This is a genomic window from Corynebacterium uterequi, from assembly GCF_001021065.1.
In the GTDB taxonomy this organism is placed as follows: Bacteria; Actinomycetota; Actinomycetes; order Mycobacteriales; family Mycobacteriaceae; genus Corynebacterium; species Corynebacterium uterequi.
Genome location: NZ_CP011546.1, coordinates 1,117,234 through 1,142,828, shown reverse-complemented (window position 1 = coordinate 1,142,828; position 25,595 = coordinate 1,117,234). Strand labels below are relative to the sequence as shown.

Annotated in this window: 26 protein-coding genes; 17 read left to right on the top strand and 9 right to left on the bottom strand. The window is 65.2% G+C overall.

The window, feature by feature from the left end; translation table 11 throughout:
* Window positions 1–4: 4 nt before the first annotated feature.
* The 4 genes from CUTER_RS05310 to CUTER_RS05295 are packed head-to-tail and all read left to right on the top strand — an operon-like array spanning window position 5 to window position 5,202.
* Window positions 5–2,647 (top strand): DEAD/DEAH box helicase, encoded by a 2,643-nt coding sequence (locus CUTER_RS05310; protein WP_047259550.1) that lies wholly within the window; start codon window positions 5–7, stop codon window positions 2,645–2,647.
* 10 nt (window positions 2,648–2,657) lie between these two features.
* On the top strand, window positions 2,658–3,716 hold the full coding sequence (locus CUTER_RS05305; RefSeq protein WP_047259549.1) for a M24 family metallopeptidase: 1,059 nt from the start codon (window positions 2,658–2,660) through the stop codon (window positions 3,714–3,716).
* Between the two features lie 8 nt (window positions 3,717–3,724).
* A complete protein-coding gene (ygiD, locus tag CUTER_RS05300; protein WP_047259548.1) occupies window positions 3,725–4,498 on the top strand; it encodes a 4,5-DOPA-extradiol-dioxygenase in 774 nt (257 codons plus the stop codon).
* The gene (locus CUTER_RS05295; protein WP_047259547.1) at window positions 4,495–5,202 is read left to right on the top strand and encodes an SDR family NAD(P)-dependent oxidoreductase; all 708 of its coding nucleotides are present in this window, start codon (window positions 4,495–4,497) and stop codon (window positions 5,200–5,202) included. The genes ygiD and CUTER_RS05295 overlap by 4 nt, the downstream gene beginning before the upstream one ends.
* Here the strand turns inward: CUTER_RS05295 and CUTER_RS05290 are convergent.
* Entirely contained in the window at window positions 5,199–5,885 is a 687-nt protein-coding gene (locus tag CUTER_RS05290; protein WP_052844043.1) for a hypothetical protein, read from the bottom strand. The two genes, CUTER_RS05295 and CUTER_RS05290, sit on opposite strands and share 4 nt — an antisense overlap.
* 54 nt (window positions 5,886–5,939) lie before the next feature.
* Between CUTER_RS05290 and CUTER_RS05285 the strand changes: the two genes are divergently transcribed.
* Genes CUTER_RS05285 through CUTER_RS05270 form a run of 4 tightly spaced genes read left to right on the top strand, consistent with a single transcriptional unit; the run spans window position 5,940 to window position 10,108 of the window.
* Window positions 5,940–7,124, top strand: a complete 1,185-nt coding sequence (locus tag CUTER_RS05285) for a lipase family protein (RefSeq protein ID WP_052844042.1) — start codon at window positions 5,940–5,942, stop codon at window positions 7,122–7,124.
* 24 nt (window positions 7,125–7,148) lie between these two features.
* Window positions 7,149–7,595, top strand: coding sequence for an FxsA family protein (locus CUTER_RS05280; RefSeq protein WP_047259546.1), 447 nt, complete (start codon window positions 7,149–7,151; stop codon window positions 7,593–7,595).
* A 4-nt stretch (window positions 7,596–7,599) separates the two neighbouring features.
* Window positions 7,600–9,087, top strand: coding sequence for an apolipoprotein N-acyltransferase (gene lnt / locus CUTER_RS05275; RefSeq protein ID WP_047259545.1), 1,488 nt, complete (start codon window positions 7,600–7,602; stop codon window positions 9,085–9,087).
* Between the two features lie 25 nt (window positions 9,088–9,112).
* Entirely contained in the window at window positions 9,113–10,108 is a 996-nt protein-coding gene (locus CUTER_RS05270) for a polyprenol monophosphomannose synthase (protein ID WP_082121278.1), read from the top strand.
* Window positions 10,109–10,120: 12 nt separating this feature from the next.
* Here the strand turns inward: CUTER_RS05270 and CUTER_RS05265 are convergent, their stop codons facing one another.
* A complete protein-coding gene (locus tag CUTER_RS05265) occupies window positions 10,121–10,501 on the bottom strand; it encodes an RNA polymerase-binding protein RbpA (protein WP_082121277.1) in 381 nt (126 codons plus the stop codon).
* Between the two features lie 105 nt (window positions 10,502–10,606).
* On the opposite strand from CUTER_RS05265, the gene CUTER_RS11295 reads away from it, so the two are divergent.
* The 3 genes from CUTER_RS11295 (at window position 10,607) to CUTER_RS05255 (ending at window position 13,227) form a co-directional block, all read left to right on the top strand.
* Window positions 10,607–10,930 (top strand): hypothetical protein, encoded by a 324-nt coding sequence (locus CUTER_RS11295; RefSeq protein WP_082121276.1) that lies wholly within the window; start codon window positions 10,607–10,609, stop codon window positions 10,928–10,930.
* 5 nt (window positions 10,931–10,935) lie between these two features.
* Entirely contained in the window at window positions 10,936–11,631 is a 696-nt protein-coding gene (locus CUTER_RS05260; protein ID WP_047259543.1) for a YceI family protein, read from the top strand.
* 225 nt (window positions 11,632–11,856) lie between these two features.
* Complete coding sequence (locus CUTER_RS05255; RefSeq protein WP_047259542.1) at window positions 11,857–13,227, top strand: MFS transporter; 1,371 nt, start codon at window positions 11,857–11,859, stop codon at window positions 13,225–13,227.
* 21 nt (window positions 13,228–13,248) lie between these two features.
* Here the strand turns inward: CUTER_RS05255 and CUTER_RS05250 are convergent, their stop codons facing one another.
* Window positions 13,249–14,538: an SAM-dependent methyltransferase gene (locus CUTER_RS05250; protein ID WP_047259541.1), complete on the bottom strand. Its 1,290-nt coding sequence runs from the start codon at window positions 14,536–14,538 to the stop codon at window positions 13,249–13,251.
* A gap of 134 nt (window positions 14,539–14,672) precedes the next feature.
* Here CUTER_RS05250 and CUTER_RS05245 point away from each other — a divergent pair, with 134 nt between their 5' ends.
* Entirely contained in the window at window positions 14,673–16,067 is a 1,395-nt protein-coding gene (locus CUTER_RS05245; protein ID WP_047259540.1) for an NAD(P)/FAD-dependent oxidoreductase, read from the top strand.
* Here CUTER_RS05245 and CUTER_RS05240 read toward each other — a convergent pair whose 3' ends face one another.
* Complete coding sequence (locus CUTER_RS05240; protein WP_047259539.1) at window positions 16,068–16,655, bottom strand: class I SAM-dependent DNA methyltransferase; 588 nt, start codon at window positions 16,653–16,655, stop codon at window positions 16,068–16,070. It abuts the gene before it with no gap.
* 64 nt (window positions 16,656–16,719) lie between these two features.
* Between CUTER_RS05240 and CUTER_RS05235 the strand changes: the two genes are divergently transcribed.
* Complete coding sequence (locus CUTER_RS05235; RefSeq protein ID WP_047259538.1) at window positions 16,720–17,781, top strand: magnesium and cobalt transport protein CorA; 1,062 nt, start codon at window positions 16,720–16,722, stop codon at window positions 17,779–17,781.
* A gap of 9 nt (window positions 17,782–17,790) precedes the next feature.
* Here the strand turns inward: CUTER_RS05235 and CUTER_RS05230 are convergent, their stop codons facing one another.
* Window positions 17,791–18,249, bottom strand: coding sequence for a PaaI family thioesterase (locus tag CUTER_RS05230; protein ID WP_052844040.1), 459 nt, complete (start codon window positions 18,247–18,249; stop codon window positions 17,791–17,793).
* A gap of 140 nt (window positions 18,250–18,389) precedes the next feature.
* Here CUTER_RS05230 and gndA point away from each other — a divergent pair, with 140 nt between their 5' ends.
* From gndA to CUTER_RS05210, 4 genes are all read left to right on the top strand, one after another.
* Complete coding sequence (gene gndA / locus CUTER_RS05225; RefSeq protein ID WP_047260620.1) at window positions 18,390–19,850, top strand: NADP-dependent phosphogluconate dehydrogenase; 1,461 nt, start codon at window positions 18,390–18,392, stop codon at window positions 19,848–19,850.
* Window positions 19,851–19,981: 131 nt separating this feature from the next.
* Entirely contained in the window at window positions 19,982–21,295 is a 1,314-nt protein-coding gene (locus CUTER_RS05220; protein ID WP_047259537.1) for a DEAD/DEAH box helicase, read from the top strand.
* The gene (locus CUTER_RS05215; protein WP_047259536.1) at window positions 21,292–22,149 is read left to right on the top strand and encodes a hypothetical protein; all 858 of its coding nucleotides are present in this window, start codon (window positions 21,292–21,294) and stop codon (window positions 22,147–22,149) included. The genes CUTER_RS05220 and CUTER_RS05215 overlap by 4 nt, the downstream gene beginning before the upstream one ends.
* A gap of 40 nt (window positions 22,150–22,189) precedes the next feature.
* A complete protein-coding gene (locus CUTER_RS05210) occupies window positions 22,190–23,017 on the top strand; it encodes a hypothetical protein (protein ID WP_144412268.1) in 828 nt (275 codons plus the stop codon).
* Here the strand turns inward: CUTER_RS05210 and CUTER_RS05205 are convergent.
* The 4 genes from CUTER_RS05205 to odhI all read right to left on the bottom strand — a co-directional run bounded on the left by CUTER_RS05205 (window position 23,014) and on the right by odhI (window position 25,510).
* Window positions 23,014–23,556 carry a MerR family transcriptional regulator gene (locus CUTER_RS05205; protein WP_047259534.1) on the bottom strand — a complete coding sequence of 181 codons (543 nt, stop codon included), beginning with the start codon at window positions 23,554–23,556 and terminating at the stop codon, window positions 23,014–23,016. The two genes, CUTER_RS05210 and CUTER_RS05205, sit on opposite strands and share 4 nt — an antisense overlap.
* 141 nt (window positions 23,557–23,697) lie before the next feature.
* Window positions 23,698–24,246 (bottom strand): bifunctional nuclease family protein, encoded by a 549-nt coding sequence (locus tag CUTER_RS05200; protein WP_047259533.1) that lies wholly within the window; start codon window positions 24,244–24,246, stop codon window positions 23,698–23,700.
* Window positions 24,247–24,280: 34 nt separating this feature from the next.
* Entirely contained in the window at window positions 24,281–25,012 is a 732-nt protein-coding gene (gene ftsR, locus CUTER_RS05195) for a transcriptional regulator FtsR (protein ID WP_236684769.1), read from the bottom strand.
* Between the two features lie 75 nt (window positions 25,013–25,087).
* Window positions 25,088–25,510, bottom strand: coding sequence for an oxoglutarate dehydrogenase inhibitor Odhl (gene odhI, locus CUTER_RS05190; RefSeq protein WP_047259532.1), 423 nt, complete (start codon window positions 25,508–25,510; stop codon window positions 25,088–25,090).
* Window positions 25,511–25,595: the final 85 nt, after the last annotated feature.

Sequence of the window (25,595 nt, the reverse complement as noted above, 5' to 3'; positions counted from 1 at the left end):
GGGCATGGCTGCTCTCGATGATTTTATTGCCGCCCGCCCCTATGAGCTGGACGACTTTCAGCTCGAGGGGTGCCGGGTGGTCGACTCCGACCGTGGTGTGCTCGTCTGCGCCCCCACCGGCGCCGGCAAGACCGTCGTGGGGGAGTACGCAGTATTCCTCGCCTTAAGCCGCGGGACGAAGTGCTTCTACACCACGCCCATCAAGGCGTTGAGCAACCAGAAGTATCACGACCTGGTGGCGGCCCACGGCGAGGACGCGGTGGGTCTGCTCACTGGCGACGTGTCTATCAACCCGCAGGCCGACGTGGTCGTGATGACCACCGAGGTGCTTCGTAACATGATCTACGCCCGCTCCGGTCGCCTTGATCGCCTCAGTCACGTAGTGATGGACGAGATTCACTACCTGGCCGACCGAGAGCGCGGCGCGGTGTGGGAGGAGATCATCCTCGGCTTGGACGAGTCGGTGTCCATCGTCGGCCTGTCGGCCACGGTCTCCAACTACGAGGAGTTTGGGCAGTGGCTACGCACCGTGCGCGGGGACACCGAGGTCGTCGTGTCGGAGTTCCGGCCGGTGCCGCTCAACCAGTACATGATGGTGGGGCGGCGTATTCACGAGCTCTTCGAGCCCGGCGGGGATCGGGTCAACGGCCGGCTCCTTCGAGACATCGAGCGCATCGAAACGCACGAGGACCGCTTCAAGCCTCTGGGCAGGCCGGAGGTGCTGGAGGTTCTTCATGGCCAGCAGATGCTGCCGGCCATCACGTTCATTTTCTCGCGGGCAGGCTGCGACGGCGCCCTCATCCAATGCCACCGTTCCCGGCTCGTGCTCACCACGCAGGAGGAGGCCGCGGAGATCGGGGAGATTGTCGACCGGCGGGTCGCCGATATTCCCGACGAGGACCTGCGGGTGCTGCGTTTTAGGCAGTGGCGTTCGGCCCTGACCCGCGGTTTCGCCGCTCACCACGCCGGAATGCTGCCGGCGTTTCGGCACATCGTCGAGGAGTTATTCGTCAAGGGCCTTATCAAGGCGGTATTCGCCACCGAGACCTTGGCGTTGGGTATCAACATGCCGGCGCGCACCGTGGTGTTGGAACGCCTGGTGAAATTCAACGGCGAGGCCCACGTGGAGCTCACCCCGGGGCAGTACACGCAGCTCACCGGGCGAGCAGGCCGGCGAGGAATCGATACCCTCGGCAACGCCGTCGTGCAGTGGGCGCCAGCGGTGGATCCGCGGGCAGTAGCCGGGTTGGCGTCGACGCGTACCTATCCGCTGATATCCACCTTTTCGCCGGGCTACAACATGGCGATCAACCTGCTGCGCCTCAACGGCCTCGATGAGTCCATTGCGCTCATTGAAAAATCCTTCGCCCAGTATCAGGCGGACGCCTCCGTCGTCGGCGACGCCCGCGAGTTGGAGCGCACGACCGCCAAGCTCACCGCCGCGCAGGCAAGGTTGGCTGACCAGATTGAACGCCTGGCGGTGCCCGGCACCGCCGACGACGTGGTGGAGTACGTGGAGCTGCGACGCGACCTGGCGCACCGGGAACGCGAAGCAAAGCGACAGGCGGCGGAGGAACGCGGCAAGGAAGTCATCGCCATCCTGGGGCGTCTGCAGGCCGGCGACGTCATCGCCTTGGCCGCCGCGAAGCGTCCACTGCTCGCGGTGGTGAACATGGCGGCCGCCCAGGCCTCGGATCCGCGGCCGTGGATCACCACCGAGCAGGGCTGGTCGGGGCGCATCGACGCGGAAGGCATCACTATTCCGCCCATCGAAGTGGGCCGGATGCGTTTGTCGACGGCGGCGCGTCGTCAGCCGCGTCGGGCGGTCCGCTCAGTGGTGGCGGAGTTCAAACGCCAGCGCTTCCACAGGCCGAAGAAGATGCGGCAGCGTACACGGCTGTCGTCGAAGTACCGCGAGGCGGTGCACAATCACCCGGTCCATTCCTGGCCCACGGCGGACCGGGAGGCGCTCGCCCGTACGGCGGAGGAGGTTGGTCGGCTCCAAGCGCTCCACGACCGAGGCCGAGCCAAGGTCGCTCACGCCCAGGGCAGCCTGGCGCGCGACTTTGAGAAAATCCTCGCACTGCTCACGGAGTTGGACTACGTGGAGATCGTAGCTGGGGAGCCGGTGGTCACTGAGGAGGGCGACCGCCTGGCGCGGATTTACCTTGCCACGGACCTATTGGTCGCCCAGTGCCTCAAGCGAGGAGTGTGGGACGGGTTGGACCCGGCCGAGCTGGCGGGTGTGGTGTCTTTATGCACCTTCGAAAACCGTAAACCGACCATGGCGCCGGAGGTGGAGGTGCCGACGGACGCGATGGTCACGGCGATGGAGGACACGGAGCGTATCTACGCGGAGCTCGTGGCCGACGAGCAGCGCCACGAGCTCCCGGCCACCCGGGAGCCGGAGCCGCAGTTCGCGACGGCGGTGCATCAGTGGGCGGCTGGCGCGCCGCTGGGTTACTGCCTGGCGGCGGCGGCCCGTAACGGCTCCGAGCTGACCCCGGGTGACTTCGTGCGATCCTGTCTGCAGGTTAATGACCTGCTGCAGCAAATCGCGCAGTCCGGCTACAGCGATGAAATCCGCCGTAATGCTCGCCGGGCAGTGGCGGCGATCAGTCGGGGAGTGGTGGCCGTTTCCGCGTAGGGTGAGGGGCATGAGTATTGACTATTCTGCCCGCGTCGCTCGTGCGCAGGCGACGCTTCGCGACAGCGGCCTCGCGGCTGTCATCATCGGAACCGGTGCCGAGCTGGCCTATTTCACGGGGAGTTGGAATACGTCCCACGAGCGGCTGACCTGCCTGGTCATCACCCCGGATTCCGTCACTTTGGTGGCACCGATGGTGGACATCGTCGGGTTCGCGGCCGACGTCACGAAGGTGGGCTGGGCCGACGGTGAGGACCCCTACCGGCTGGTCGCGGATCGTCTCCCGGCCGGCGATGTGGGCCTGGGTTCCTCGCTGACGGCGTTGCACGTCTTGGCGCTGCAGGCCCTCATTGATGGGGAGACGACGCCGCTGCCCTCGGGCCTGTTCCAGGTCAAAGAGCCCTTCGAGGCGGCCGAGTTGGCCCGCGCGGGTGCGGCCATTGACGCCGTTCACGCCCAGGCACCGGGGTTGTTGCAGGCCGGCCGCACCGAAAAAGAGGTTGCCGAAGACCTGGCTGAGCTGATCCTGCGCGAGCACACCGCTGTGGATTTCGTCATCGTGGGATCGGGGCCCAATGGGGCGAACCCGCACCACGAGTTTTCCGACCGGGTGCTGGAACCTGGGGACCCGGTGGTGGTGGACATCGGTGGCACGCTGGATTCCGGCTACCACTCGGATTCAACGCGTACCTACGTGGTGCCGGGTGGGGAGCCGCCGGCCGAGTTCGTGGCGGCCTATCAGGCGGTTCACGCTGGTTATCAAGCGGGCATCGCTGCCGTGGCGCCGGGTGTGTTGGCCTGCGATGTTGACGCCGCCGCCCGGGGGATTATTGCTGAAGCCGGCTGGGGGCAGTACTTCACTCACCGCACCGGGCATGGTATCGGCTTGTCGACGCACGAGGAGCCGTTCATCATCGCCGGTAACGAACTTCCCCTAGCCGAAGGGATGGCGTTTTCCATCGAACCTGGAGTGTATGTGCCTGGTCAGTGGGGTGTTCGTATCGAGGACATCGTCTTCGTCGAAGCCGCCGGCGCGAAAAGGTTGAATCTTCAACCAACAACGCTATAGTTGCGGTCATGACAACACACGCGCTCTTCGTCGGCCACGGTTCCCCCATGAACGCCCTGGAGGATAACGACTACACCCGCACCTGGGCATCGCTCGGGCAGTCCATGACCCCGCGGGCCATCCTGTCGGTATCCGCGCACTGGTACACCCGCGGTACCGGCGTGACCGCCATGACCAACCCCAAGACGATCCACGACTTTTGGGGCTTCCCGCCCGAGCTCTCCGCCATCGAGTACGCCGCACCGGGCGACCCGGAGATCTCCGAGCTCGTCAAGGACATCGCTAAGCCGACCCTCGTCCAATCCGACCACAACTGGGGTCTCGACCACGGTACGTGGAGCGTGCTCAAGCACATGTTCCCGGAGGCCACCATCCCGGTGCTCCAGCTCTCCATCGACGCCACCAAACCCTTCGAGGAGCACGTCGCCCTCGGTACCCGGCTGGCGCGGCTTGCCAAGGAACACAACGTCCTCATCGTCGGTTCGGGCAACGTCGTCCACAACCTGTCCATGGTGCAGTGGCACGCCGGCGACACTGGCTTCGGTTGGGCCGATGACTTCGATCTCGCCGCCGCCGAGATCATGCGCGAGGACCCCGAGCGCCTGACCGCGCTAATGGATCATGACGCCTACTCCCGGGCTGTTCCGACCCCGGATCATTTCCTGCCCCTGGCCTACGTCGCGGGCGTGCAGGCCGCTCTGGAGGATCCGCACGTGGACGTCTTCAACGATCGCCGCACCATGGGCTCGCTGTCGATGACGGGGTACCGTATTAGCGCATGAGCATCTTGCTGATTGGCGCCACCAGCGACATTGGGGTTGAGCTGACCCGGCGCCTCGCCGGCGACGCCGACCTCGTCCTCGCTGCGCGCGACCCATCCCGGATCCCTGCATTTCCCTCGGCCCGCTCGGTACACCGCCTCGAATTCGAGGCCACCGACGTCTCTGGGCACCGGCGGCTAGTTGAAGAGGCCGAACGCCTCGCCGGCCCCATCGACATCGCCATTGTCGCCTTTGGAATCCTCGGCGATCAGGCGAGAGCCGAGCACGATGAGCACCACGCTGCGGAGATCGCCGCCGTCGATTATCTCGCGCAAGTGTCCATGCTTACGGTGCTGGCCGATCACCTCGACCGCGGCGCCATCGTCGCGTTTAGCTCCATCGCCGGCTGGCGGGCGCGCCGGCCGAACTACGTATACGGCTCCGCCAAAGCCGGACTGGATGCGTTCTGCCAGGGGCTCGCCGACCGGCTCCACGGCAGTGAACTCAAGCTGTATGTCGCCCGCCCTGGTTTCGTCATCGGCTCGATGACCGAGGGGATGAAGCCTGCGCCGCTGTCGGTGCGCCCCGGCGACGTGGCCGACGCCGTCGCCCGCCGCCTCAACGCGGGTACACCCGGCACGTTCTGGGTACCACCCGTCCTCGCCGCCGTTGCCGCCGCTATGCGCCTCGTGCCGCGTCCGCTGTGGCGGAAGGTGCCGCGCTAAAGGTCTACGCGGCCACGCCCCGCGGAACGGGTGGTGACCTCGTAATCGCCCTCGCCGGTGGCCGCGTACTCCACGTGCGCGACCGACGGGCGCCCGCACGCCAGCTCACAGCCGACGACGTGCGTACGCTCCGAGCCGCCAACACGCGCCAGCTCCGCGGCGTCGGCATGCACGTCTGAGCGGGCAGCGGCGCATCCGCGTCGCCCCACGCACGCGCTCACCCGCGTCCAGGGCGTGTCCGCGTCGAAACTCACTCCCAAGGGCGCTAGGACGCGCACGGCCGCCTCAGCGTGACCGGGTTGCAGCCCGTGAAGGATGAGGCCGCGTGAGGCAGTCACGCTCACCGGCGCCTCAAGCACCGCGACGAGCTGGGCGACCTTCGCGCTCACCATCCCGAGCGGGGGAATGAAGCCCACGTCAACGAGCCCGTCGGCGCGATCCTCCCATCCCACCAGCTCCGGACCGGTGGAGGAAGCGTCCTCGTCGTCGGCTGGAACGAGGTCCTCGCGCTCACAACTCTTCGCCACGGGCGCCGCCGTGCGCACGACGAGCGCCCCGGCGTTGGTGACATAAACCACGCCGTCTCCCTCGGCGGCAGCGGCCGCCAGCGACGCCCACGCCTCGGCGCTGAAGCTGGGTCCGGGAACGTAGTGGGGGCGGGGAAGGCAGGCGTCGTCGGTCATGGCGCCACAGTTTATCCTTCCTTCCCGCCGCCATGACGATTAAGCTTCGGGCGCATGACCACATACCGCAGCGGATCCTTTCGGCGGCTCGCGAAATCCTTCGGGCCTTTCGCCACGGGCGCCGTGACCGGGCTGCTGCGCCACGAGACCCCACTGCCGTACGCACCCGCGCTACCGGCCGGCGCCGCGGTCGGCACCGTGCTCGCCCGGCGCAACGTCGAGCCGGTAGGCCTACCTCAGCAGGTGGCGGCCCAGCGGATTCATTTTGTCAGCGTCGACGCCCACGGGCGACGGCACGTCGGCTCGGCGGTGCACTATCGCACGAGGCACAACGGCCCGCTTATCGCCTTCGCGCCGAGCACGTACGGGGTGGCACCGCACTGCGATCCCTCCCACGCCGCCGAGGTCGGCGTGCATTGGCACAATCGGCATGACCTCATCGCCGCCTACGAGCAGCCGGTCATTCACTGGTTCCTCCACGCCGGCGCGGATGTCATCGCTATTGACTATCCACGCGACCCCGTCACCCAGATTCAGCTCTACTGCGATCACCAATCCGCCGCGCTGACCTTGTCCCACGCCGTCGCAGCCGCCCGCCAACTCGGCAGCGCCGGCCAGCTGGGGCTGTGGGGCTACTCCCAGGGCGGGGGAGCGACCGCCGCCTATGTCGAGGACCGGCTCGACGAGCGCCCTCGCGCCGCCGTCGTCGGGGCGCCGCCATCGGACCTGCTCGACGTCGCCCGCCACGTCGACGGTTCCTCAATCACCTCCGTCATCGGCTACACCATCGCCGGTCTCATGGCCACCTCGCCAACGATCCGTCAGGAGATCGACGACACTCTTAGTGACTACGGCAAGGAGAAACTATCCCGGATCCTCTCGACGTGCGTTATCGGCACCATCCGCGATAGCGGGTGGCGATCAACGAGGCGTTGGACCCGCTCCGGGCGACGTGTCACCGACGTGCTCGAATCCCTCCCACACACCGCAGCGGAGATCGAACGCCGGCGCCTCGGCAAGCGAGACGTCGACGCCCCCGTGCGCTTGTGGGCCAGCCGCCACGACGACATCATTCCGTTTCCTATGCTCAGCCGGCTGCACGACGCCTGGCCAAGCGCCAACTGGGAGATCCGCCCCCTTTTTCAGGTCTACGGCCGGACGGCGGTCAACCACTTCGTCCCTTACTTTCAGGGCTTTACCCGCGACGCCCAGTGGCTGCTGCAGCAGGTGAGCACCTAACGCCGGTGCGGTAGGGTAGCGGCCATGCGTTTGGCGATATTCCTCGGTCTCGTAGTCCTTGAAGCCCTGTCTTTTTACGGCATCGCGCAGCTCATCGGTGTCGGCTGGGCAATCCTCGCACTCATCGGCTGGATGGTGTTGGGAACCCTGCTGGGCTTCAGCCAGATGGTGTCGGTGGCTAAGGCCGCTAGCCGGGGCCAGCGCGGGGGCCTGACGACCGCCAATGACATTGGCCTGCTCATGGCCGGCACCGCGCTGGAGGCCATCCCCGGTTTCCTCACCGGACTGGCCGGGCTCATCGTCATCTTCCCGCCGACCCGGGCCGTGCTGCGCGGCTTCGCCGCCGGCAAGCTCACCCAGCGCATCGAGGTGATGGGAGCGCGGATGTACGAGCACTCGCCCATGGCCCAGCGCTCCACGCGCTTCGGCAGCTTCACCGGCGAGGTCATCGACGACGACGGTCGCTTCTAGCCCCATGGTTCTTCCGGTCCAGCTTCTCTTGGCCGCCGTGTCGGGGTGGCTCGCGTATACCTCCTACGAGCCACTCGGCTGGTGGCCCGCCGGCATCCTCGGCATCGCGGGACTCTACGGTGCTGTGTCTTGGCGGGAGCCATCGCTGCGCCGTGGTGCCCTGCTCGGTTTTGTCCACGGTGTGACGATGTATCTCTTCGCGTTGCCGTGGATCGGGGAGTTGGTCGGCACCTTCCCCTACGTGGCGCTCGCCGTCTCCTGCGCGCTGTACGCGATCCTCACCGGTATCGGCGGAGTGGCTATCGCCCGCTGGCGTTTCGGTTTTCTCGTGTTCCCGTTGCTGTACGTGGCGGTCGAGCACCTACGTTCTTCGGTGCCTTTCGGCGGATTTGCGTGGGTACGCCTGGCCTGGGGGCAGATCGATGGCCCGCTGGCTGCACTCGCGAGCGTCGGCGGTCCCGCCCTGGTGACGGCGGCGACCGCCCTGGCGGGCTGTGCGCTGGCGGCGATCGTGCTGGCGCGCGGCACCCGGGTGCTGGGGGCCATCGTGGCCGTCACGGTGCTGGGAGCATCGGTGGCCACCGGGGCGGTGACTGCGGCCACCGCCCCCGCGGACGTCGGCATGGTAGAGGCCGCCGCTATCCAGGGCAATGTTCCTCGCCTCGGCTTGGACTTCAACGCCCAGCGCCGGGCCGTGCTCGCGAATCACGTCCGGGCCACCCGGGAATTGGCGGCCAGTGGCGCCCGGCCGGACATCGTCATCTGGCCGGAGAACTCCTCGGACGTTAATCCTTTTAAGGACCCACTCGCTTATGAGGAGATCCACGGTGCCTCGGCGGCCATTGAGGCTCCGATTTTGGTAGGCACCATCACCGAGGACTCCCACGGTTACTACAACACGATGCAGGTCATCGACGCTGAGCACGGGGCGGGGGACTACCACCGGAAGGTGTTTCTCCAGCCGTTCGGCGAATACATGCCGATGCGAGAGTTTTTCGCCTCAATCACAGATCTGGTGGACCTCGCCAGCAACTTCAGCCCCGGCGACGGCAATTTCACCGTCGTCATGGACGGCGTCACCCTCGGTGTCGCTACGTGCTACGAGGTGATCGTCGACGCCGCCTATCGCACGGCCGTCCTCAACGGAGCCCAGATCCTCACTACACCAACGAACAATGCCACCTTCGGCTTCTCGGACATGACCTACCAACAATTGGCGATGAGCCGGATGCGAGCCATCGAGTTCGACCGCGCGGTGATCGTCGCCGCCACGTCGGGTGTATCCGCGATCGTGCACCCGGATGGCTCCGTGAGCCAGGACACGGAAATCTTCGAATCGGCAACGCTCCTCGAAACCCTGCCGCTGCGGGATTCCGTCACGCTCTCGGCGCGGTTTGGTTCATCCATCCAATGGGGGCTGTCTATGATGGGAGTCGTCGTGACGCTGCTCGCGTTGGCGATGAATCGACGATCCACCCGTCGGGGTGAGTGACAACCAGATTGAAGAAAGCGTGCCCATGACCAAGCCCTCTGACTCCACCCTCGTTATTGTCCCTACCTATAACGAGGCCGAGAATCTTCCCCTCATGGTCCGCCGCATCACCGAGGCCACCCCTGAGGTGCACCTGCTGGTGGTCGACGACAATTCGCCCGACGGCACCGGTGACCTGGCCGACGGTTTCGCGGCCGAGAACGACGCCATTCACGTGCTGCACCGCACGACGAAGGACGGGCTGCTAGGCGCCTACCTGGCGGGCTTCCGCTGGGGACTGGAGAAGGGCTACCAGGTGCTGGTGGAAATGGATGCCGACGGCTCCCACGCCCCTGAGCAGTTGCCGCTGCTGCTCGCCGAGATCGACGACGATGCCGACGTGGTCATCGGCTCTCGCTACATCGACGGCGGAGAGGTGGTCAACTGGCCGCGCAAGCGCTTCCTGTTGTCCCGCCTGGGCAACCTGTACATCGGGGTGGCTCTCGGCACCGGTCTGCGCGATATGACCGCCGGGTACCGCGCGATCCGCCGCGAGGTGCTGGAGACCCTGGACCTCGACGAGTTGTCGAACGCCGGCTATATCTTCCAGGTTGACTTTGCCTTCCGCGCCTACCAGGCTGGCTTCGACGTCCGCGAGGTCCCGATCACCTTCACGGAGCGGGAGTTCGGCGAGTCAAAGCTCGACGGATCTTTCGTCAAGGACTCGCTGGTGGAGGTCACCAAGTGGGGAGTGGCCCACCGCACTCAGCAGGCCAAGGACATGTACCGGGAGCTCAGCGGGCTTATCGGACATCAGTACCGCACCTCGGAGCTCAGCAAGGCTCGCTCCCGCGCCCGGGCTTCCCGGGACAACGTTGTTAACGCCACCCGGGAGGCCACCCGCTTGCTGCGCCACGAGTTCCGCGGCTCCGGGGCGAAGAACCTGTCGGCGAAAGCCCGTCAGGCGGGGGAGTACGCGGGTGACCTCGCCAAGGAAGTCACCGGCCTCATCAAGCACGAGGCCGGGCGCCGGCGCCACTAGAGCAGGCGGGCGCTAGGACTTCTGCTGCTCTTCCTGCTGCTCCTTGAGCAGGCGGGCGGCGTTGCGCCGGCGCTTGCGCAGCAGCTCCAGGCGCTCTTCGAGGAGCACATCGAGCTCCTCGATGGTGCGCCGTTCCCGCAGCATGTCCCAGTGCGTCCGCGGCGGCTTCTGCGGCTTCGATTCCACACCTTCGCCCTCGACGAGGGTGCCAACCTGGCCGTTCTTGCACAGCCATTCCTCGGGGATCTCGGCGTCGTCCGCGAAGGGAACATCGAAGATATCGCCGTCCGGCGTACGGTACTTGACCATTTGGCGCGGGGCCAGGTCGTGGTCACGATCCGTCTCGTAGCTCACAGCCCCCATCCGGCTACCCCTGAGCACGCGATCAGCCATACCGAACCAACCCTTTCCGTTTTCTTGCGGTCATCAACTGCACCAGTATAACGACCAGGGGCAACCTTTTGTTCCTCAGTGTTTTCCACCGATAGGGTAGAGGCCGTGCGAGTGCAACAGCAGACCTGTGAGTGGTGTGGGCGAGAGTTCATCCACGATGGGCCTGGTCGCCCCCGAAAGTACTGCCGCCGATCCTGCCGTCAACGTGCCTATGAGAATAGACGCCGCCTCGCGGGCACGGAGATCCCAGAAGCCGCAGTCGTTATGTCACCGGAGAAAGCCAGCAGGTTGCGAGACAACCTCTTCACACTGCGTTGCGCCGCAGAAGATATTGCCACCGCTTCCTCGGAGGGCGCACCCGCCTCGGACATTACGGCTTTGGCGTGGGAATTGGTGGCCCTGGCTCGACGCATCGAGAAATTAAGGTAGGACCCATGAGCAAAGTGAACCCCAAGATAGTCATCGGCGCTGTTTCCGTCCTTATCATTGCCCTCGGGCTTTTCGCCGTGGTCCCGGTGCTGTGGGCGGCGATCGCCAGCCCCGGTGTTCAGACCGGGGGCCTCGAGGCCGCCAAGGCGAAGCCGGCAACAACAGCCGTCGACGGTTCCTGGGTACTCGATTCCGGCACGCCGCCGAATACCTCCTCGGTGGGCTTTACCTTCGATGAATTGTTGCCTGGGGATCAGCGGCGCACGTCCGGCTCCACGCAGGACCTCCAGGGGCACATCGAGGTTGCTGGCGGCGTGGTCACCGAGGGTGAAATCGTCGTCGACATGACGGGCATCGATTCCGACCGCGAGGTCCGCGACGTTAACGTCCGGCGCAAGCTCTTCGAGACGGATCAGCATCCGACGGCCAGCTTCACGCTCACCGAGCCGGTGGATGTATCGCACGTTCCGGAAGACGCGACGGTGGCGAAGGTGACGTTGACGGGCGACCTGACCATTAAGGGCCACACTAACGAGATCACGGGCGAGTTCGATGCACTGCGCGACGGGGACCGGATCGTCGTCGCCGGCACGCCGACGATCAACCGCAACGACTTTGGCGTCATCTCACCGGAGATGATCGCCGCGAAGATTGCCGACGAGGGCGTTCTCAATATTCGTCTGTCGTTCGTCAAGCAATAGCCGTGTAGCAGCCGTGTAGGCGTTGCGTCACAGAGATGTTTCCATCTCGTGACCACGCTCTAAAATTGTCCGATAATGTACATTATGTCAGATAATGCTGATCCCGCCTCCCTTCACGCGATCAACAACCCTCCCCACAGCCTCCCATTGACTGAGATTTGGCGTCCGCAAGATGAGACCTTAAACTGTCCCGGTCCCTATTGCCTAGAAAATGAAGGGGTTGCCGTGTCCACCACGCTCCGCTCCGACGCACCGAAGACTGACGCGTCGAGAGAATTCACCCGCCGCGACCGCGTCCGGGTCAACTTCGCGTCCACCATCGGCACCACCGTCGAGTTCTACGACTTCTATGCTTACGCCACGGCTGCCGTGGCAGTGTTCCCCTTTGTGTTCTTCGCGGAGACCGACAATCCCACCGTGGCGCTGCTGCAGTCCTTCGCCACGTTCGGGCTGGCCTTCATCGCCCGGCCGCTTGGCTCCATCTTCTTCGGCCACTTCGGTGACCGCGTGGGACGCAAGGCGACGCTCGTCGGCGCTTTGCTCACCATGGGCATCGCCACCTTCATCATCGGCCTGCTGCCCACCTACGCGCAGGTGGGAATCTTCGCCCCGGCACTGCTGTCGCTCATGCGCTTCTGCCAGGGCCTGGGCCTTGGCGGTGAATGGTCCGGCGCCGCGTTGCTGTCCAGCGAATACGCCCAACCCGGCAAGCGTGCCCAGGCGGCGATGTGGCCGCAGTTCGGCGCCCCCTTCGGGTTCCTGCTGGCCAACGGCCTGTTCCTCGTTCTCGTCGCCACGCTAGGCTATGAACTCGGTGATACCTCTGGTCCCTTCATGACCTGGGGCTGGCGAGTTCCCTTCCTGCTCTCCGCGGTCATGGTCATCATCGGCCTGTACGTCCGCTTCCGCTTGGAGGAAACCCCGGTGTTCACCGAGGCGCTCAAGAGCGGCAAGAAGGTCAGCTCGCCGCTGGGCGAGGTGTTCCGCACCTCCTGGCGCGGCCTGTTCTCCGGAACCTTCATCATGGTCGGAACCTACACGCTGTTCTACATCGTCACGACGTGGATCCTCTCCTTCGGCATCGCTGATCCCGAGAAGTCCGCCGGCCTGGGCATCGACTACCTCCACTTCCTTCAGGTTCAGCTGGTGACTATCTTCGCCTTCATCCTGGGCATCCCCGTGGCCTCGCGCCTGGCTGACACCGTCGGCCGGCGGCCCACCCTGGGCGCCACCACCATCGCCATCATTGCCTTCGGCTTCACCTTCTCCTATTTCCTCACCCCGGGTGAGGCCACGATCAGCTCCGTCATGGCCTTCCTCGGCATCGGTATGTTCCTCATGGGCATGATCTTCGGTCCCATGGCGGCGGTGCTGCCGGAGCTCTTCCCCACTAATGTTCGCTACACCGGGTCGGGCATTGCGTACAACGTCTCGTCCATCCTTGGCGCGTCCGTCGCCCCGTTCATCGCAACCGCCCTGGCGAATTCCCGGGGTGTCCACGCGGTGGGTCTGTACTTGGTCGTGGTCTCTGTCGTGTCGCTCATCGCGGTGGCGCTTATCCGGGAGACGAAGGACGACGACATGACCCAGATCTAGCGGCCTGTAGATCTAGCGGCCCTAGCGGCGCCCGCCCCGATGGCGGTGGGTGAGCTCGAATTGCACGCAGTCGAGCATGCCGAGATTCATGAGGGCTTCTCGCAGCGCGAATTGATAGGCCCAGAGGCGGCGGTAGACGGCATCGAAGCCGGCGGCCGCCGCCTCTCGTGTATGCGCGGCAAAGCTCTCGGCTTCGAAACGGTAGCCACGGCTAGCGTGAGCACCGAGGTGGGTCTGCCCTACTACGCGCAGACGAGTATTTCGGTCCACCAGGCGGTAGACGTCGTCAACGGTCGGGAAACCGATCCCGCTGTAAATGTAGTGATTAAGCACCCGGAGACTGCACGCCCCGGCGGAGGACAGCTCGTCGGTAGCAACCATCATCTGGATGGCTGCCCGGCCACCGACTTCCAGCAATCGGTCCATCCCGCGCAGCATGGCCACGCGCTGAGCGCGGCTGACCGTCTCCAGCCGCTCCATAGAGACGATGGCGTCGTAGCGCTCGTGCCAGTCGGGAGCCCCAGATAGCACCGAGTCCCTGACGACGACGTTCACCGAGCTCATCGCCGCCGCGTCGCGCAGTCGAGCGCGCATTGCGCGGGCCATGTCCACATCCCCCGTCATGGAGTCCACGGTCGCGCCCCGACGACTCGCCGCGATTGCCACCGCACCGCCGGATGCCGGAAAGTCCAGTACCCGGGACCCGGAGCGCACCCGGGCGGCGTCGAGGAGCAGTTCGACGCTTCGCCGTTGCCCATCACCGACGTCCTCCCGCTCGACGCTGCGTGGCTCACTGAGTCGACGCACGTCCACGAGGTGCGTGTTGCGCCCGTGGTCTTTGCCCGGCAGGTAGCTGGGAACGGCAGTGCGGACCGTCGTCGGCACGGCGGAGGAGAATACCGCCCCGAACGTGCTCATGCCGTCGCCCGCATACAGGGCCACGAGGTCCGGCGGGATCTCCCCCACGCCTGAATCGTCGATTTTCGCCGGAGGTTTCGGCGTACGGGGCTTGAAACCTGAAGACACTAAGGCGGTGAGCACCGCGGTGAGGTCCGGCGTCGTCCACTCACCGGCCAGGTAGGACTCGGCGAAACCCGTCCATCCGGAGGCCGCCAGCCGGTCGAAAAGCTCGTCGTGCAAGATACACAGATCACCCTGCGCCCCCGCTTCAAGACCGGCTTTACGCAGTGCGGAGGCGAAGTGCGCCTCCGCGGCCCGAGCGGCAAGTGCGCCGACGACGGGTATGCGCACCGGGTAGGCCACGGTGGGCCACAAATCGGCGTCGATGACGCGGAGGTGCTCAGCTGTCATGTGCAAAAATACTAGTATTTGTGGCTACGACCACCGGTTAGGCACTCCGGACCACGCACGGGGCAACTAAACTCGCTACACTGAACCACGTTTTCTTCACTAAGCCTGCCCTCATATGAAAGCGTGATCTCTGCATGACCGAGAACATTTACCGTCCGGAAGGCGGCCGCCACCACGTCGTTATCATCGGCTCCGGCTTCGGCGGTGTGTTTGCTGCCAAGGAACTCGACCACGCAAACGTCGACGTCACCTTGATCGACCGGACCAACCACCACCTCTTCCAGCCCTTGCTCTATCAGGTGGCCACCGGCATCCTCTCCTCCGGAGAGATCGCACCCCAGACTCGTCAGGTGCTGCGCAAGCAGGACAATGTCGAGGTCGTCAAGGGTGAGGTCGTCGACATCGATCTCGACGCCAAGCTCGTCCATACCCGCCTGGGCCACTACGACCGCTCGTACTCCTACGATTCGCTCATCGTCTCCGCGGGTGCGAGCCAGTCTTACTTCGGCAACGACCACTTTGCCGAGTTCGCCCCGGGCATGAAGACCATCGACGACGCGCTGGAGATCCGCGCCCGGCTCGTCGGCGCCTTCGAGCGCGCCGAAATCACCGACGACCCGGCAGAGCGCGAGGCGCTGCTAACCTTCGTCGTCGTTGGCGCAGGCCCGACCGGCGTCGAGATCGCCGGCCAGATCGCCGAGATGGCCAATCGCACGCTCAAGGGCGAGTTCACCCAGTTCCGGCCGGAATCCGCCAAAATTATCCTTATGGACGGCGCCTCGCAGGTGCTGCCACCGTTCGGCAAGCGCCTGGGCCGGAATGCCCAGCGCCAACTGGAGAAGCTCGGCGTGACGGTCAAACTCAACGCCCTGGTCACGGATGTCACCGCCGACGCGGTCACGTACAAGTCCACGAAGGACGACTCGGTGCACACCATCAAGTCCAAGACGAAGATCTGGTCGGCTGGCGTGCAGGCCTCCTCACTGGGCAAGATCATCGCCGATCAGGCAGGCGCCACTGTTGACCGCGCCGGCAAGGTGGAGGTCAACCGCGACCTCACGGTCGGCAACGATAAGAACGTGTTCGTCATCGGCGACATGATGTCCCTCGATCGCCTGCCGGGCGTGGCCCAGACGGCTATCCAGGGCGGTCAGTACGCCGCGCAGCAGATCGCGAAGGAGGCCGACGGCGAGCAGACCCCCGAGGAGCGGCCGGACTTCGAGTACTTCGACAAGGGCTCCATGGCCATCATCTCCCGCTTCTCCGGCGTCGCCAAGATCGGCAAGGTGGAGGTCACCGGTTTCATCGGCTGGGTCCTGTGGCTGACCGTCCACATCATGTTCCTCGTCGGCTTCCGCAACCGCATGGTCTCGGCGATCAACTGGGGCATCAACTCCGTCTCCCCCACCCGGACGAACCTGGCCACGACGTGGCAGCAGTACGTGGCCCGCACCCAGCTCGACTACGCAGCCCCCTCGGAGACGCCCGTCGACTCGCGCCGCGAGGTCGAAGCCGAGGAGGAGCAGTAACTAGGCCGGCTTAGAGAGCAGGGCGACGAGGAACGTAGACTCCTCGGTGAAGGGGTTGAGGTCCCAGCTCTCGAAGACGGCATCGACAGCGAATCCGGCGCGGCGAGCGGTGTCGAGGAAGTCGTCAAACCCCCACCCGCGGCCAGCGCCGAAGCCAATGACGGCCCGCCCTTTGGGCTTGAGGCTGCGGAAGATGTTGGCCAGCGCCGCGTCGCGGCCGTCGGGTGCGAGAAACCCCATGACGTTGCCGGCACTCACCGCAATGTCCACGTCCGTCACCGGGATCTCGTCGGCGCTGAGGTCGCCGACGTAGAAGCGGGCCTCGGGGACGTCGCGCTTAGCGTGCTCGATGAGCACCGGATCGATGTCAGTGCCCACCACAGTGTGCCCCTGCTTGATGAGGTACGCGCCGAGGCGGCCGGTGCCGCAGCCGGCGTCAAGGATCGTCGACCCGCGCCCGGCCATCGCGTCAACCAACCGGGCTTCCCCGTAGATGTCGTTGCCTTGAGATTGCAACATCTTCCAGCGCCTAGCGTAGTTTTCTGAGTGGTTGGGGTTTGCGTCGCTGATTTCTTTCCACGTTGGCATGACGCCCAGTATAGGAAGGAGCCGGCGGACATTCCCCGCTTTGACACGAGAAAGGGGCCAGGAGATGGCTGGTGGAGATGCATCCATGCCGGAACGTGGTTCACGGTTGAGCGTTCCGCTGGAGCGCTGCATTGACCATTGCAAACTCATCATCGATGGGCGGCGGCTTCCGGGCGAGTTCAGCATCGCGTCGGCGCGCACCCACCTCCGCGAGCAGGTGGCCGGCGGAGGGCGTGGCTATGTGTGGCTGGGCCTGCACGAGCCGAATGAGACCCAGATGCTGCGCATCGCCGACCAATTCGGCATCCACGAACTCATCGTGGAGGACGCTGTGTCCGCCCACCAGCGCCCGAAGGTTGAGCGCTACGACGACCAGTTGTTCCTTGTCGTTCGCTCGGTCCACTTCACCGACGATGAGAAGGTCACCAACACCCGTGACGTGATCGGCACAGGTGAGGTTCAGATGCTGCTCGGGGCGGACTTCATCATCACGGTTCGCCACGGCGCCGCGGTGCCCGACCTGTTGTCGGACATCGATGCGGATCCGGAACTCTACTCGGAAGGTCCGTCCGCCGTGGCATATCGGGTGGCAGACGGGCTGGTGGACCAGTACCTCAAGATCACCAACCTGCTAGAGCTTGAGGTGGACGAGCTCGAGGAGGAGGTCTTCACCCCGGGATCAGATTTCAGCATCGATCGCATTTACCTGTTTAAGCGAGAGATCCTCGAGATGCGCCACTCCACGGATCCGCTGGCGACGGCGCTGTCGAATCTCATCAAGAACCACAAGGACATTATTCCCAAACGCGTGCGCCAGTACTTCCGGGACGTCCTTGATAACGAAATGCGCGTTCGCGACGACGTCGACGGTTTCGACGAGCGGCTCACCGCTTTGCTCGACGCCTCGGTCGCCAAAGTGACCCTCCAGCAGAATCAAGACATGCGCGCCATATCCGCTTTTGTCGGCATGGCGGCGGTTCCGACGCTCATCGCCGGCATTTACGGCATGAACTTCGAGCACATGCCGGAGCTCGGATCGCGCTACGGCTATTACGTGGTATTGGCGATCATCGCGGCCTTGATCGTCGTGATGGCGTGGTGGTTCCGTCGGAATAAGTGGCTTTAGGCCCCGGTGCTAGGTTCGTGCTGGCATGGTGCGTAGCGTCGTCCGCGATAGCAGCTTGCCGTTGCGAGTGACCTCAACTGACCACAGTTGAGTACGACGCCCGAGTTGAACGGGGGTGGCGACAGCGCGCAGAGTTCCGGAACCCGTCGCAGCAATAAAATCCGTGGAGTTAGTAACCCCCACCACGGGAGCTCCGGCGGCGACCATGCCGGCCAAGGAGGCCGCCGACTCAGCCAGCGCTGCGTAGACCCCGCCGTTGACGATGCCAGCCGGCTGGAGGTGTGCCTCGGTGACGTCGAGTTCGCAGGTCACCCCGTCGGCTCCTACCCGGGTGTAGCGAAGCCCGAGTGTTCGGTCGAACCCGACGTTTCGAGCGTTGAGTTCGGCCAGGTCGTGCTCCCCCAATGGCGCCACAGCGGCGCGGGCGATGAGCTCAAGCAGTAGTGCGTGTTCCTTCGCGGTGTCCATAGCGGTTCAGCGTACCCAGTCCTGGCCACGGAGCGGTTTTGTCAGGTTGGCCGTTTGTTGCCAGGAATTTCTTCTGGATAATCACATCTATGCGTGATATTTCCGTGACTCTGCTCCTATGACCACGTATGCTGTGGGTTATGACCACTGATCAGAACCTTGCGCAGATTGGCGTCGTTGGCCTGGCCGTTATGGGCTCCAACCTCGCCCGGAACTTCGCCTCCCGCGGCCACAAGGTGGCCGTCTTCAACCGTACCTTCGCCAAGACCGAGCAGTTCATGGCTGACTTCGGCGAAACTGGCGACTTCGTTGCCGGCGAGACCGTCGAAGAGTTCGTTGCTTCCCTGGAGAAGCCGCGCCGCGCCATCATCATGGTGCAGGCCGGTAAGGCCACTGACGCTGTTATTGAGCAGCTGTCTGAGGCTATGGACGAAGGCGACATCATCATCGACGGCGGCAACGCCCTGTTCACCGACACGATCCGCCGCGAGGCCGAGATCGCGTCGCGGAACCAGCACTTCGTCGGCGCCGGCATCTCCGGCGGCGAAGAGGGCGCCCTCAAGGGCCCGTCGATCATGCCGGGCGGCCCGAAGGAGTCCTGGGAGGCTCTCGGCCCGCTGTTCGAGTCCATCGCCGCTCGCGCCGAGGACGGCACCCCCTGTGTCACCCACGTCGGCCCGGATGGTGCTGGCCACTTCGTCAAGATGGTTCACAACGGCATCGAATACGCCGATATGCAGGTCATCGGCGAGGCCTACCAGCTGCTGCGCTTCGGCGCCGGCCTGACCCCGGCCGAGATCGCTGACGTATTCACCGAATGGAACGCCGGCGACCTCAACTCCTTCCTCATTGAAATCACCGCTGAGGTGCTGCGCCAGGTCGACGCCGAGACGGGCAAGCCGCTCGTCGACGTCATCCTCGATGCTGCTGGCCAGAAGGGCACCGGCCGCTGGACCGTCAAGGAGGCCCTGGACCTGGGCGTGCCGACCACCGGCATCGGCGAGGCTGTCTTCGCCCGCGCCCTGTCCTCCTCGCTCTCCCAGCGCAAGGCCGCCCAGGGCAACCTGCCGACCGGCGCTCTGAAGTCCTTCGAGGACCTCGGCGTGGAGAAGGCCGAGTTCGTCGAGGAGGTCCGCAAGGCCCTCTACGCCTCCAAGCTCGTTGCTTACGCGCAGGGCTTCGACGAGGTCAAGGCCGGCTCCATCGAGCACGACTGGGGCATCAACCCGGGCGACATGGCCATGATCTGGCGCGCCGGCTGCATCATCCGCGCCGTCTTCCTGGAGCGCATCAAGGAAGCCTACGACAACAACCCGGAGCTGGAGTCCCTGCTGCTGGATCCGTACTTCAACGGCGAGCTCGCCGACCTGATGGATGCCTGGCGCAACGTGGTCGTCTACTCGACCCAGCTCGGCCTCGGCGCCCCGGTGTTCACCTCCTCCCTGGCGTACTACGACTCCCTGCGGGCTGAGCGCCTGCCGGCGGCCATCGTCCAGGGCCAGCGTGACTTCTTCGGTGCGCACACCTACAAGCGCATCGACAAGGAAGGCACCTTCCACACCGAGTGGTCCGGTGACCGCTCCGAGACGACGCTGAGCTAGTCTCCGCCCGCCTCCCGTAGAAGGCGGACACACAGGCCCTGGTTCTCTCATGAACCAGGGCCTTATTTCTTGGATCAAGATTTCTTGGATCAAGCTCGCCGCGTCGACAGGCCTCGGCTACACTAGCCCGAATGACTTCCTTCGCCGAGCTCGGCCTTCCCGTCCCCCTTGTTCACGTGCTCTCAAACCAGGGCATGCGGGAGGCGTTTCCCATCCAGGAGGCGACCATCCCGGACGTCCTCGCCGGGCGCGACGTCCTCGGCCGCGGGCCCACAGGTTCGGGAAAGACCTTCGCCTTCGGGCTGCCCACCCTGGTGCGCCTCAGTGAGCTGGGTCCTGCCTCCCCTGGGGCCCCGCGCGGGTTGATCCTTTCCCCCACCCGCGAACTGACCATGCAGATTCGCCAGCGCCTCGACGAGCCCGCTGCCAGCCTCGGCCTGACCGTCGCGGATGTGGTCGGCGGCGTCAACATTAACAACCACATCCGGGCCCTATCGCGGCGGGTGGACCTGCTCGTCGCCACTCCGGGACGCGCCCAGGACCTCATCAACCAGGGCTACCTCAGCCTCGACGATGTCCGCATCACCGTCCTCGACGAGGCCGATCACATGGCCGATATGGGATTCATCCCGCAGGTCATCAAGCTGCTCGATCGCACCCCCAAGAAGGGCCAGCGCCTGTTGTTCTCCGCCACCCTCGACGGTGACGTGGACAAGATCGTCAACCGTTATCTGCACCGCCCGGTGACGCATTCGACCGCGCCGGCCCAGGCCGTCGTCGACACGATGCGTCACGTTCAGCTGCTCGTGGCCGACCGGGAGACCCACACGGAGACTGTGGCTCGGATCGCCGGCCGAGAAGGCAAGACCATCATGTTCATGCGGGCGAAGCACCGCGTTGACCGGCAGGTGAAGAAGCTGCGTCGTATCGGCATCAACGCGATGGGCTTGCACGGGGATAAGTCTCAGGGCGCGCGGACCCGCGCCATCGAAGGCTTCGCCGACGGCTCCGTCCCCGTGCTGGTGGCCACCGACATCGCCGCCCGCGGCATCGATATCGGCGACGTCTCCCTCGTCGTCCACATCGACCCGCCCGCTGAGCACAAGGCCTACGTCCACCGAGCAGGGCGCACCGCCCGAGCCGGGACCAGCGGCACCGTCGTCACCCTCGTTCAGCCCGAGCAGCGTGACGCCGTCGCCGCACTCATGCGCAAGGCCAACGTCACGTCCACCGTGGTCGAGGTCACTCCGGACTCGCCTGAGCTCGCCACGATCACCGGTGCCCAGAAGGTCACGGGCGCTCCCCTGCCGCCGCCCGGTCAACCAGCTAAGCCGAAGAAGAACCCCAAGTCGGCCAAGTCGGCCAAGTCTGGGCGTTCGGCGCGTAATACGAAGCAGCCGATTGCCCGGCCGCGTGGCAGCGGACGGGGGCGTCGTCGCTCATGATGCTGCAGCCCGCCCAGTGGCGCGAGCGCCAGCAGGCGCACGAGGCAGCTATCGACGAACGCGTCTCCGCCCGGCAGCACCGGCGGTCACGCGGTCTCACACACCCGGTGTGGGACTTTCTCTTCGACTACTACCCCGTTCGCGTGTCCCATCTTCGGCGCTGGCATCCGGGGCTCGGCATCACCCTTGCCGACCCCGGGCAGACGAGCCCGCACCGTGGCTGGGCTGGCTACCGCAGCGACGGCGGCGCCGTCTATTGCGACTCCACGAGTTATGTCGCCAAGCATCACACGATGCTGGCCGGCATCGATTCCCTGCTGGCAGCGGCACGGAACCAGCCGGCTCGTTTCGATTGCTTCGGTCTGCACGAATGGGCCATGGTCTACCGGACCGATCAACCGCGCCACGACCTGCCGCTGCGCCTAGGCCATGCCGGCACCGACGCGGTCGTCGACGCGCACCGGCTGCGCTGCACTCACTTCGATGCTTACCGCTTCTTCACTCCAGCGGCCCGACCGCTTAACCTCACCGTTCTCACGCGCGGCACCCAGACTGAGCATGAGCAATGCGGCTGCCTGCACGCCACCATGGACCTCTACAAGTGGTGTCTCAAAATGGGTCCCCTCGTTCCCGGTGAGCTCCTGCTCGCCGCCTTCGACCTCGCCGTGGAGTGCCGTCGGCTGGACATGGAGGCCTCGCCGTATGACTGCCGCAGCTACGGTCTCGGCGTCGTCGCCATCGAAACAGCCGAAGGTAAGGCCGAGTATGTGCGGCGCCAGCGCGAGCTGGCCCGGCAAGGTGAGGCAATCCGGGACCGCCTACGCCGGATCCTTGCAGCGGCGACGATAGAATAAACGTCAAACCGCCACGCACGATCACGAAGAGGGTATGACGATGGGAAAGCACGCCACCGCTCCTGCCCGCAGCACCGACGTCCGCGGAGCCAGCCAAGCCAGCCAGGTGCGCCGCGGGCGCCGAAAGAGCCACCGTCTCGCTGGGGCCGCAGCGGTCTATCTGCTTCTTCTCGGCAGCTTCGCCTGGTGGCTCGGGGAACGCTTCGACCTCTCCTTAGCGTCCCTTCAAACCGTGCCGGACGTGGTACCGCACACCACAGCCCCCACCACCAGCTCGTCGACGTTCACCAACGCGTTCCCGGCGTCGGCCGCGTCGAATACGCTCTTTCTCCTCGACCGCTCCCCCGGACTCGCCGCCACCGCACACCAGGGACACGGGCTGACCGACCTCACCGAAACGATGCGCTCCCTGGCCAACGCGGGCACGGCCGTGGCGGCCGGAACCTCCAATTCCGGCGGTAGCTGGACCCTGCTGCGCGACTTCGCAACTGCGGAGCAACCGGTAGCCCCTCAGCTGCTGGCCGGCTTGGTCTTCGACGCCCAACCCCTCCTGCCGCAAGCCATCACCACGGCAGTTGAGGTGGCCGACGCGCAGGCGATCCGTTCGGGTCACCCCGCTCGCGTTGTCGTCATTACTAGCGGGTACGCCGACGCTACCTCGGCAACCGTCGAGACCGACACGGTCGCCGTGGCCATCATCCACGTGGGCGAAGCCCCCATCCCGCCGGGTTTGGCGGCCGCCGCCGAAAGCTACCAGCAACTTCCTGCGGGGGCACCGATCGGCCCGGCCTTGCGGCGAGCAGCCGGCCTTGCCTCCCCCGAAGCACCCCCGTCGTCCCCCTCGCCCCCGGGGAGCCGGGACGCCTAGGAGGACTTGCGGGCGCGACGAGCGGCCAGCTCATCGATAGCGGCCCGCTCGCTCTCGAGGTCTACCCGCTCAGCCGGAAAAGACGCGATGGTTCCCGTCAGCTCCCTCACGATTCCGGGCACTGCAATCCCGAACACTCCTTGCCCGCCGCCGAGCAGGTCGATGACCTCGTCGGCGGAGCGCAGCTCATAGACGGTGGCGCCATCGGAGACGAGCGTGATCTCCGCAATATCGTTGACGCCACGGTTGCGCAGCTTCTCCACCGCCAGGCGGATGTTCTGCAGCGAAATCCCCGCATCAAGCAGGCGTTTAACGATCTTCAGGACGAGGATGTCCCGGAAGGAATACAGCCGCTGCGAACCGGAACCGTGGGCGCCTCGAATGGAGGGTTTGACCAAATCCGTGCGGGCCCAGTAGTCCAGCTGACGGTAGGTGATTCCCGCCACCTGGCAGGCGATGGGCACTCGGTAGCCGACTTCTTCGCCGGGTCCGATGTCGAAGAGGGTTTCCTGTATCGCTTGGGGCTGTTGTGAGTTCACGGTGGTCTCTTCCGGTTAATGGGGGCGACGGTATGGGGGCGCGACGAGCGCCGCTATCTCACACAAGCGTAACCGTCGCGTGGCCAGTGTTTGGCCGACACGCCTAACATTTTAACCTGTTGTTGAAGATTAAACCAGAAACTACTGTTCGTCACCTGGCATATCGCGCTCATCCAACTGCCGGAGCATGTCCGCCAACTCCTCATCCGCGTTATCCGCACTGCCCTCGGCCATGGCATCTGCCGGCGGTTCCACGGAAACATCAAGATATTCTGCCAATTCCTCCTCGGGAATCGACAACGAAAACTCGGCGAGCATCTCTTGGTCCACGAGCACCTCGCTGTCGAGCAGCACCGCAAGTTTGAGCACGTCCGACGGGCGGGCGTCGAGCGCCTCGCCCCCGCCGGTGCGGATCTGAGCCACCATGAGGCCGTCAACGTTGCTGAGAATGCTGAGCTCGTCGACGCCGCCGGCGAGCCGGGTGAGCACGTCCGCGAGGACCTGTGCCGTCGACGGGCGATCAGGGGCCTGGCCAGAGACCAGTGACGCGATCTCCACCGCGTCGACCACAGAAACCCATACCGGCAACACGCGGCCTCGTCCAATCCACTCCAATACCACGCACGGGAACCTCTCTGGGCCCAGCTGGCGCACCCCCAACACGCGCACCGCGCTCTTGTCCTCTGCCATGGGGACAGTTTCCTCCTCGAAAAGCTCTGTCTGCCTACCGCTCAAACTCAGCGCGGATCGCCTGGGCAAGCAACGCCGCGTGTAGCGCGACCACCTGCGTGGACAGTTGCCGGCTGGTCTCGAGTGCCTGGGCGCGCGAGGTATACGTACCGGACGTTCCAGCAGGCGCCGCCACCTGCGCAATCATGTCGGCCTGCCGTTGCGAGGCGGTAAGGAGCCGCTTGAGATTGCTCATGGCGAAGCCCTGATCGGTCAACGTCAGCGAGGCGGAGGCCACCGCCACGTCATCCGCGGTAAACAACCCAGCATCGTCAGGCACCAGCAGATGCGCGTCGACGAGCTCTGCGACCTCGTCGATGTCCCGCCCGATCCGGTCGGCTATATCGCCCATTGTGAGCCGCGCAGCACTCGTTGGTGGCAGTGCCGGAGTCGCCACGGCCGAGGGTTCCGGTACTACCGAAAGGACCGCCAGCTCGCCGTTCTCCATGGCTTCGAGGTGCTCACGGATAACTTTCAGCGGAAGGTAGTTGTCCCGCTGCTCAATAAGTATGTAGCGCAGACGCTCCACGTCACCGTCGGTGTAGCGACGGTACCCGGAGGCGGTGCGTTGCGGGGTAATTAGTCCCTCGGTTTCCAGATATCGGATCTTCGACACCGTGATATCGGGAAATTCCGGGGTCAATCGCTCCAGCGCCTTGCCGATGGACATCGTCTTGGCTGACGATACCGGGCGCTGAGGCTCAGGGCGACGGGCTACACTACTCACGATTCTCGCTATCACTTCACGGTCAGGCACGGCGCCGGGCAGGGCGGCCCGGGCCGGGTCAATACTGGGAGGAGGTTACTTAGCGGCCAGGAAAACCAGCCGGAACTTGCCGATCTGGACCTCATCGCCGCTGCTCAGCAGCTGAGAGTTACGCGGCTCGCGATTCACGTAGGTGCCATTAAGCGATCCGACGTCCACGACTTCAAACGTTCCTTCGCTGATCCGGAACTCGGCGTGGCGCCGGGACACGGTCACATCATCGAGGAAGATGTCCGCCTCCGGGTGGCGGCCCGCCGTGGTCACCGCCTGGTCCAACAGGAACCGGGCACCGGCATTGGGCCCCCGCTTGACCACGAGCAGCGCCTGCCCCTGAGGGACCTCGCTGCCGTTGTCCTTCGGCGCCACGGTGGCAGCCTGGTCTGCTTCCTTGAGCAGGTCGGAACGGAAGACCGATGTGGTCTCCACCTGGGCCTCGGGAGCGCCAATGTTGTCACTCATCAATGTCCTCCAATACGTGTAAAAATGGCTATTCCCATCATAGCGACCCGGACCGGATCCTCACCGTCAGCGAGGCAATTCCCAG

Excerpts from the sequence above, each read along its gene's own strand:
- CUTER_RS05235 (WP_047259538.1), top strand. The coding sequence starts at position 16,720 with ATGGCTGGTGGAGATGCATCCATGCCGGAACGTGGTTCACGGTTGAGC.
- odhI (WP_047259532.1), bottom strand. The coding sequence starts at position 25,510 with ATGAGTGACAACATTGGCGCTCCCGAGGCCCAGGTGGAGACCACATCG.
- CUTER_RS05270 (WP_082121278.1), top strand. The coding sequence starts at position 9,113 with ATGACCAAGCCCTCTGACTCCACCCTCGTTATTGTCCCTACCTATAAC.
- CUTER_RS05220 (WP_047259537.1), top strand. The coding sequence starts at position 19,982 with ATGACTTCCTTCGCCGAGCTCGGCCTTCCCGTCCCCCTTGTTCACGTG.
- lnt (WP_047259545.1), top strand. The coding sequence starts at position 7,600 with ATGGTTCTTCCGGTCCAGCTTCTCTTGGCCGCCGTGTCGGGGTGGCTC.
- CUTER_RS05250 (WP_047259541.1), bottom strand. The coding sequence starts at position 14,538 with ATGACAGCTGAGCACCTCCGCGTCATCGACGCCGATTTGTGGCCCACC.
- gndA (WP_047260620.1), top strand. The coding sequence starts at position 18,390 with ATGACCACTGATCAGAACCTTGCGCAGATTGGCGTCGTTGGCCTGGCC.
- CUTER_RS05260 (WP_047259543.1), top strand. The coding sequence starts at position 10,936 with ATGAGCAAAGTGAACCCCAAGATAGTCATCGGCGCTGTTTCCGTCCTT.
- CUTER_RS05295 (WP_047259547.1), top strand. The coding sequence starts at position 4,495 with ATGAGCATCTTGCTGATTGGCGCCACCAGCGACATTGGGGTTGAGCTG.
- CUTER_RS05210 (WP_144412268.1), top strand. The coding sequence starts at position 22,190 with ATGGGAAAGCACGCCACCGCTCCTGCCCGCAGCACCGACGTCCGCGGA.
- CUTER_RS05245 (WP_047259540.1), top strand. The coding sequence starts at position 14,673 with ATGACCGAGAACATTTACCGTCCGGAAGGCGGCCGCCACCACGTCGTT.
- CUTER_RS05290 (WP_052844043.1), bottom strand. The coding sequence starts at position 5,885 with ATGACCGACGACGCCTGCCTTCCCCGCCCCCACTACGTTCCCGGACCC.
- CUTER_RS05240 (WP_047259539.1), bottom strand. The coding sequence starts at position 16,655 with ATGCCAACGTGGAAAGAAATCAGCGACGCAAACCCCAACCACTCAGAA.
- ygiD (WP_047259548.1), top strand. The coding sequence starts at position 3,725 with ATGACAACACACGCGCTCTTCGTCGGCCACGGTTCCCCCATGAACGCC.
- CUTER_RS05310 (WP_047259550.1), top strand. The coding sequence starts at position 5 with ATGGCTGCTCTCGATGATTTTATTGCCGCCCGCCCCTATGAGCTGGAC.
- CUTER_RS05265 (WP_082121277.1), bottom strand. The coding sequence starts at position 10,501 with ATGGCTGATCGCGTGCTCAGGGGTAGCCGGATGGGGGCTGTGAGCTAC.
- CUTER_RS05215 (WP_047259536.1), top strand. The coding sequence starts at position 21,292 with ATGATGCTGCAGCCCGCCCAGTGGCGCGAGCGCCAGCAGGCGCACGAG.
- CUTER_RS05280 (WP_047259546.1), top strand. The coding sequence starts at position 7,149 with ATGCGTTTGGCGATATTCCTCGGTCTCGTAGTCCTTGAAGCCCTGTCT.
- CUTER_RS05200 (WP_047259533.1), bottom strand. The coding sequence starts at position 24,246 with ATGGCAGAGGACAAGAGCGCGGTGCGCGTGTTGGGGGTGCGCCAGCTG.
- CUTER_RS05305 (WP_047259549.1), top strand. The coding sequence starts at position 2,658 with ATGAGTATTGACTATTCTGCCCGCGTCGCTCGTGCGCAGGCGACGCTT.
- CUTER_RS05285 (WP_052844042.1), top strand. The coding sequence starts at position 5,940 with ATGACCACATACCGCAGCGGATCCTTTCGGCGGCTCGCGAAATCCTTC.
- CUTER_RS05230 (WP_052844040.1), bottom strand. The coding sequence starts at position 18,249 with ATGGACACCGCGAAGGAACACGCACTACTGCTTGAGCTCATCGCCCGC.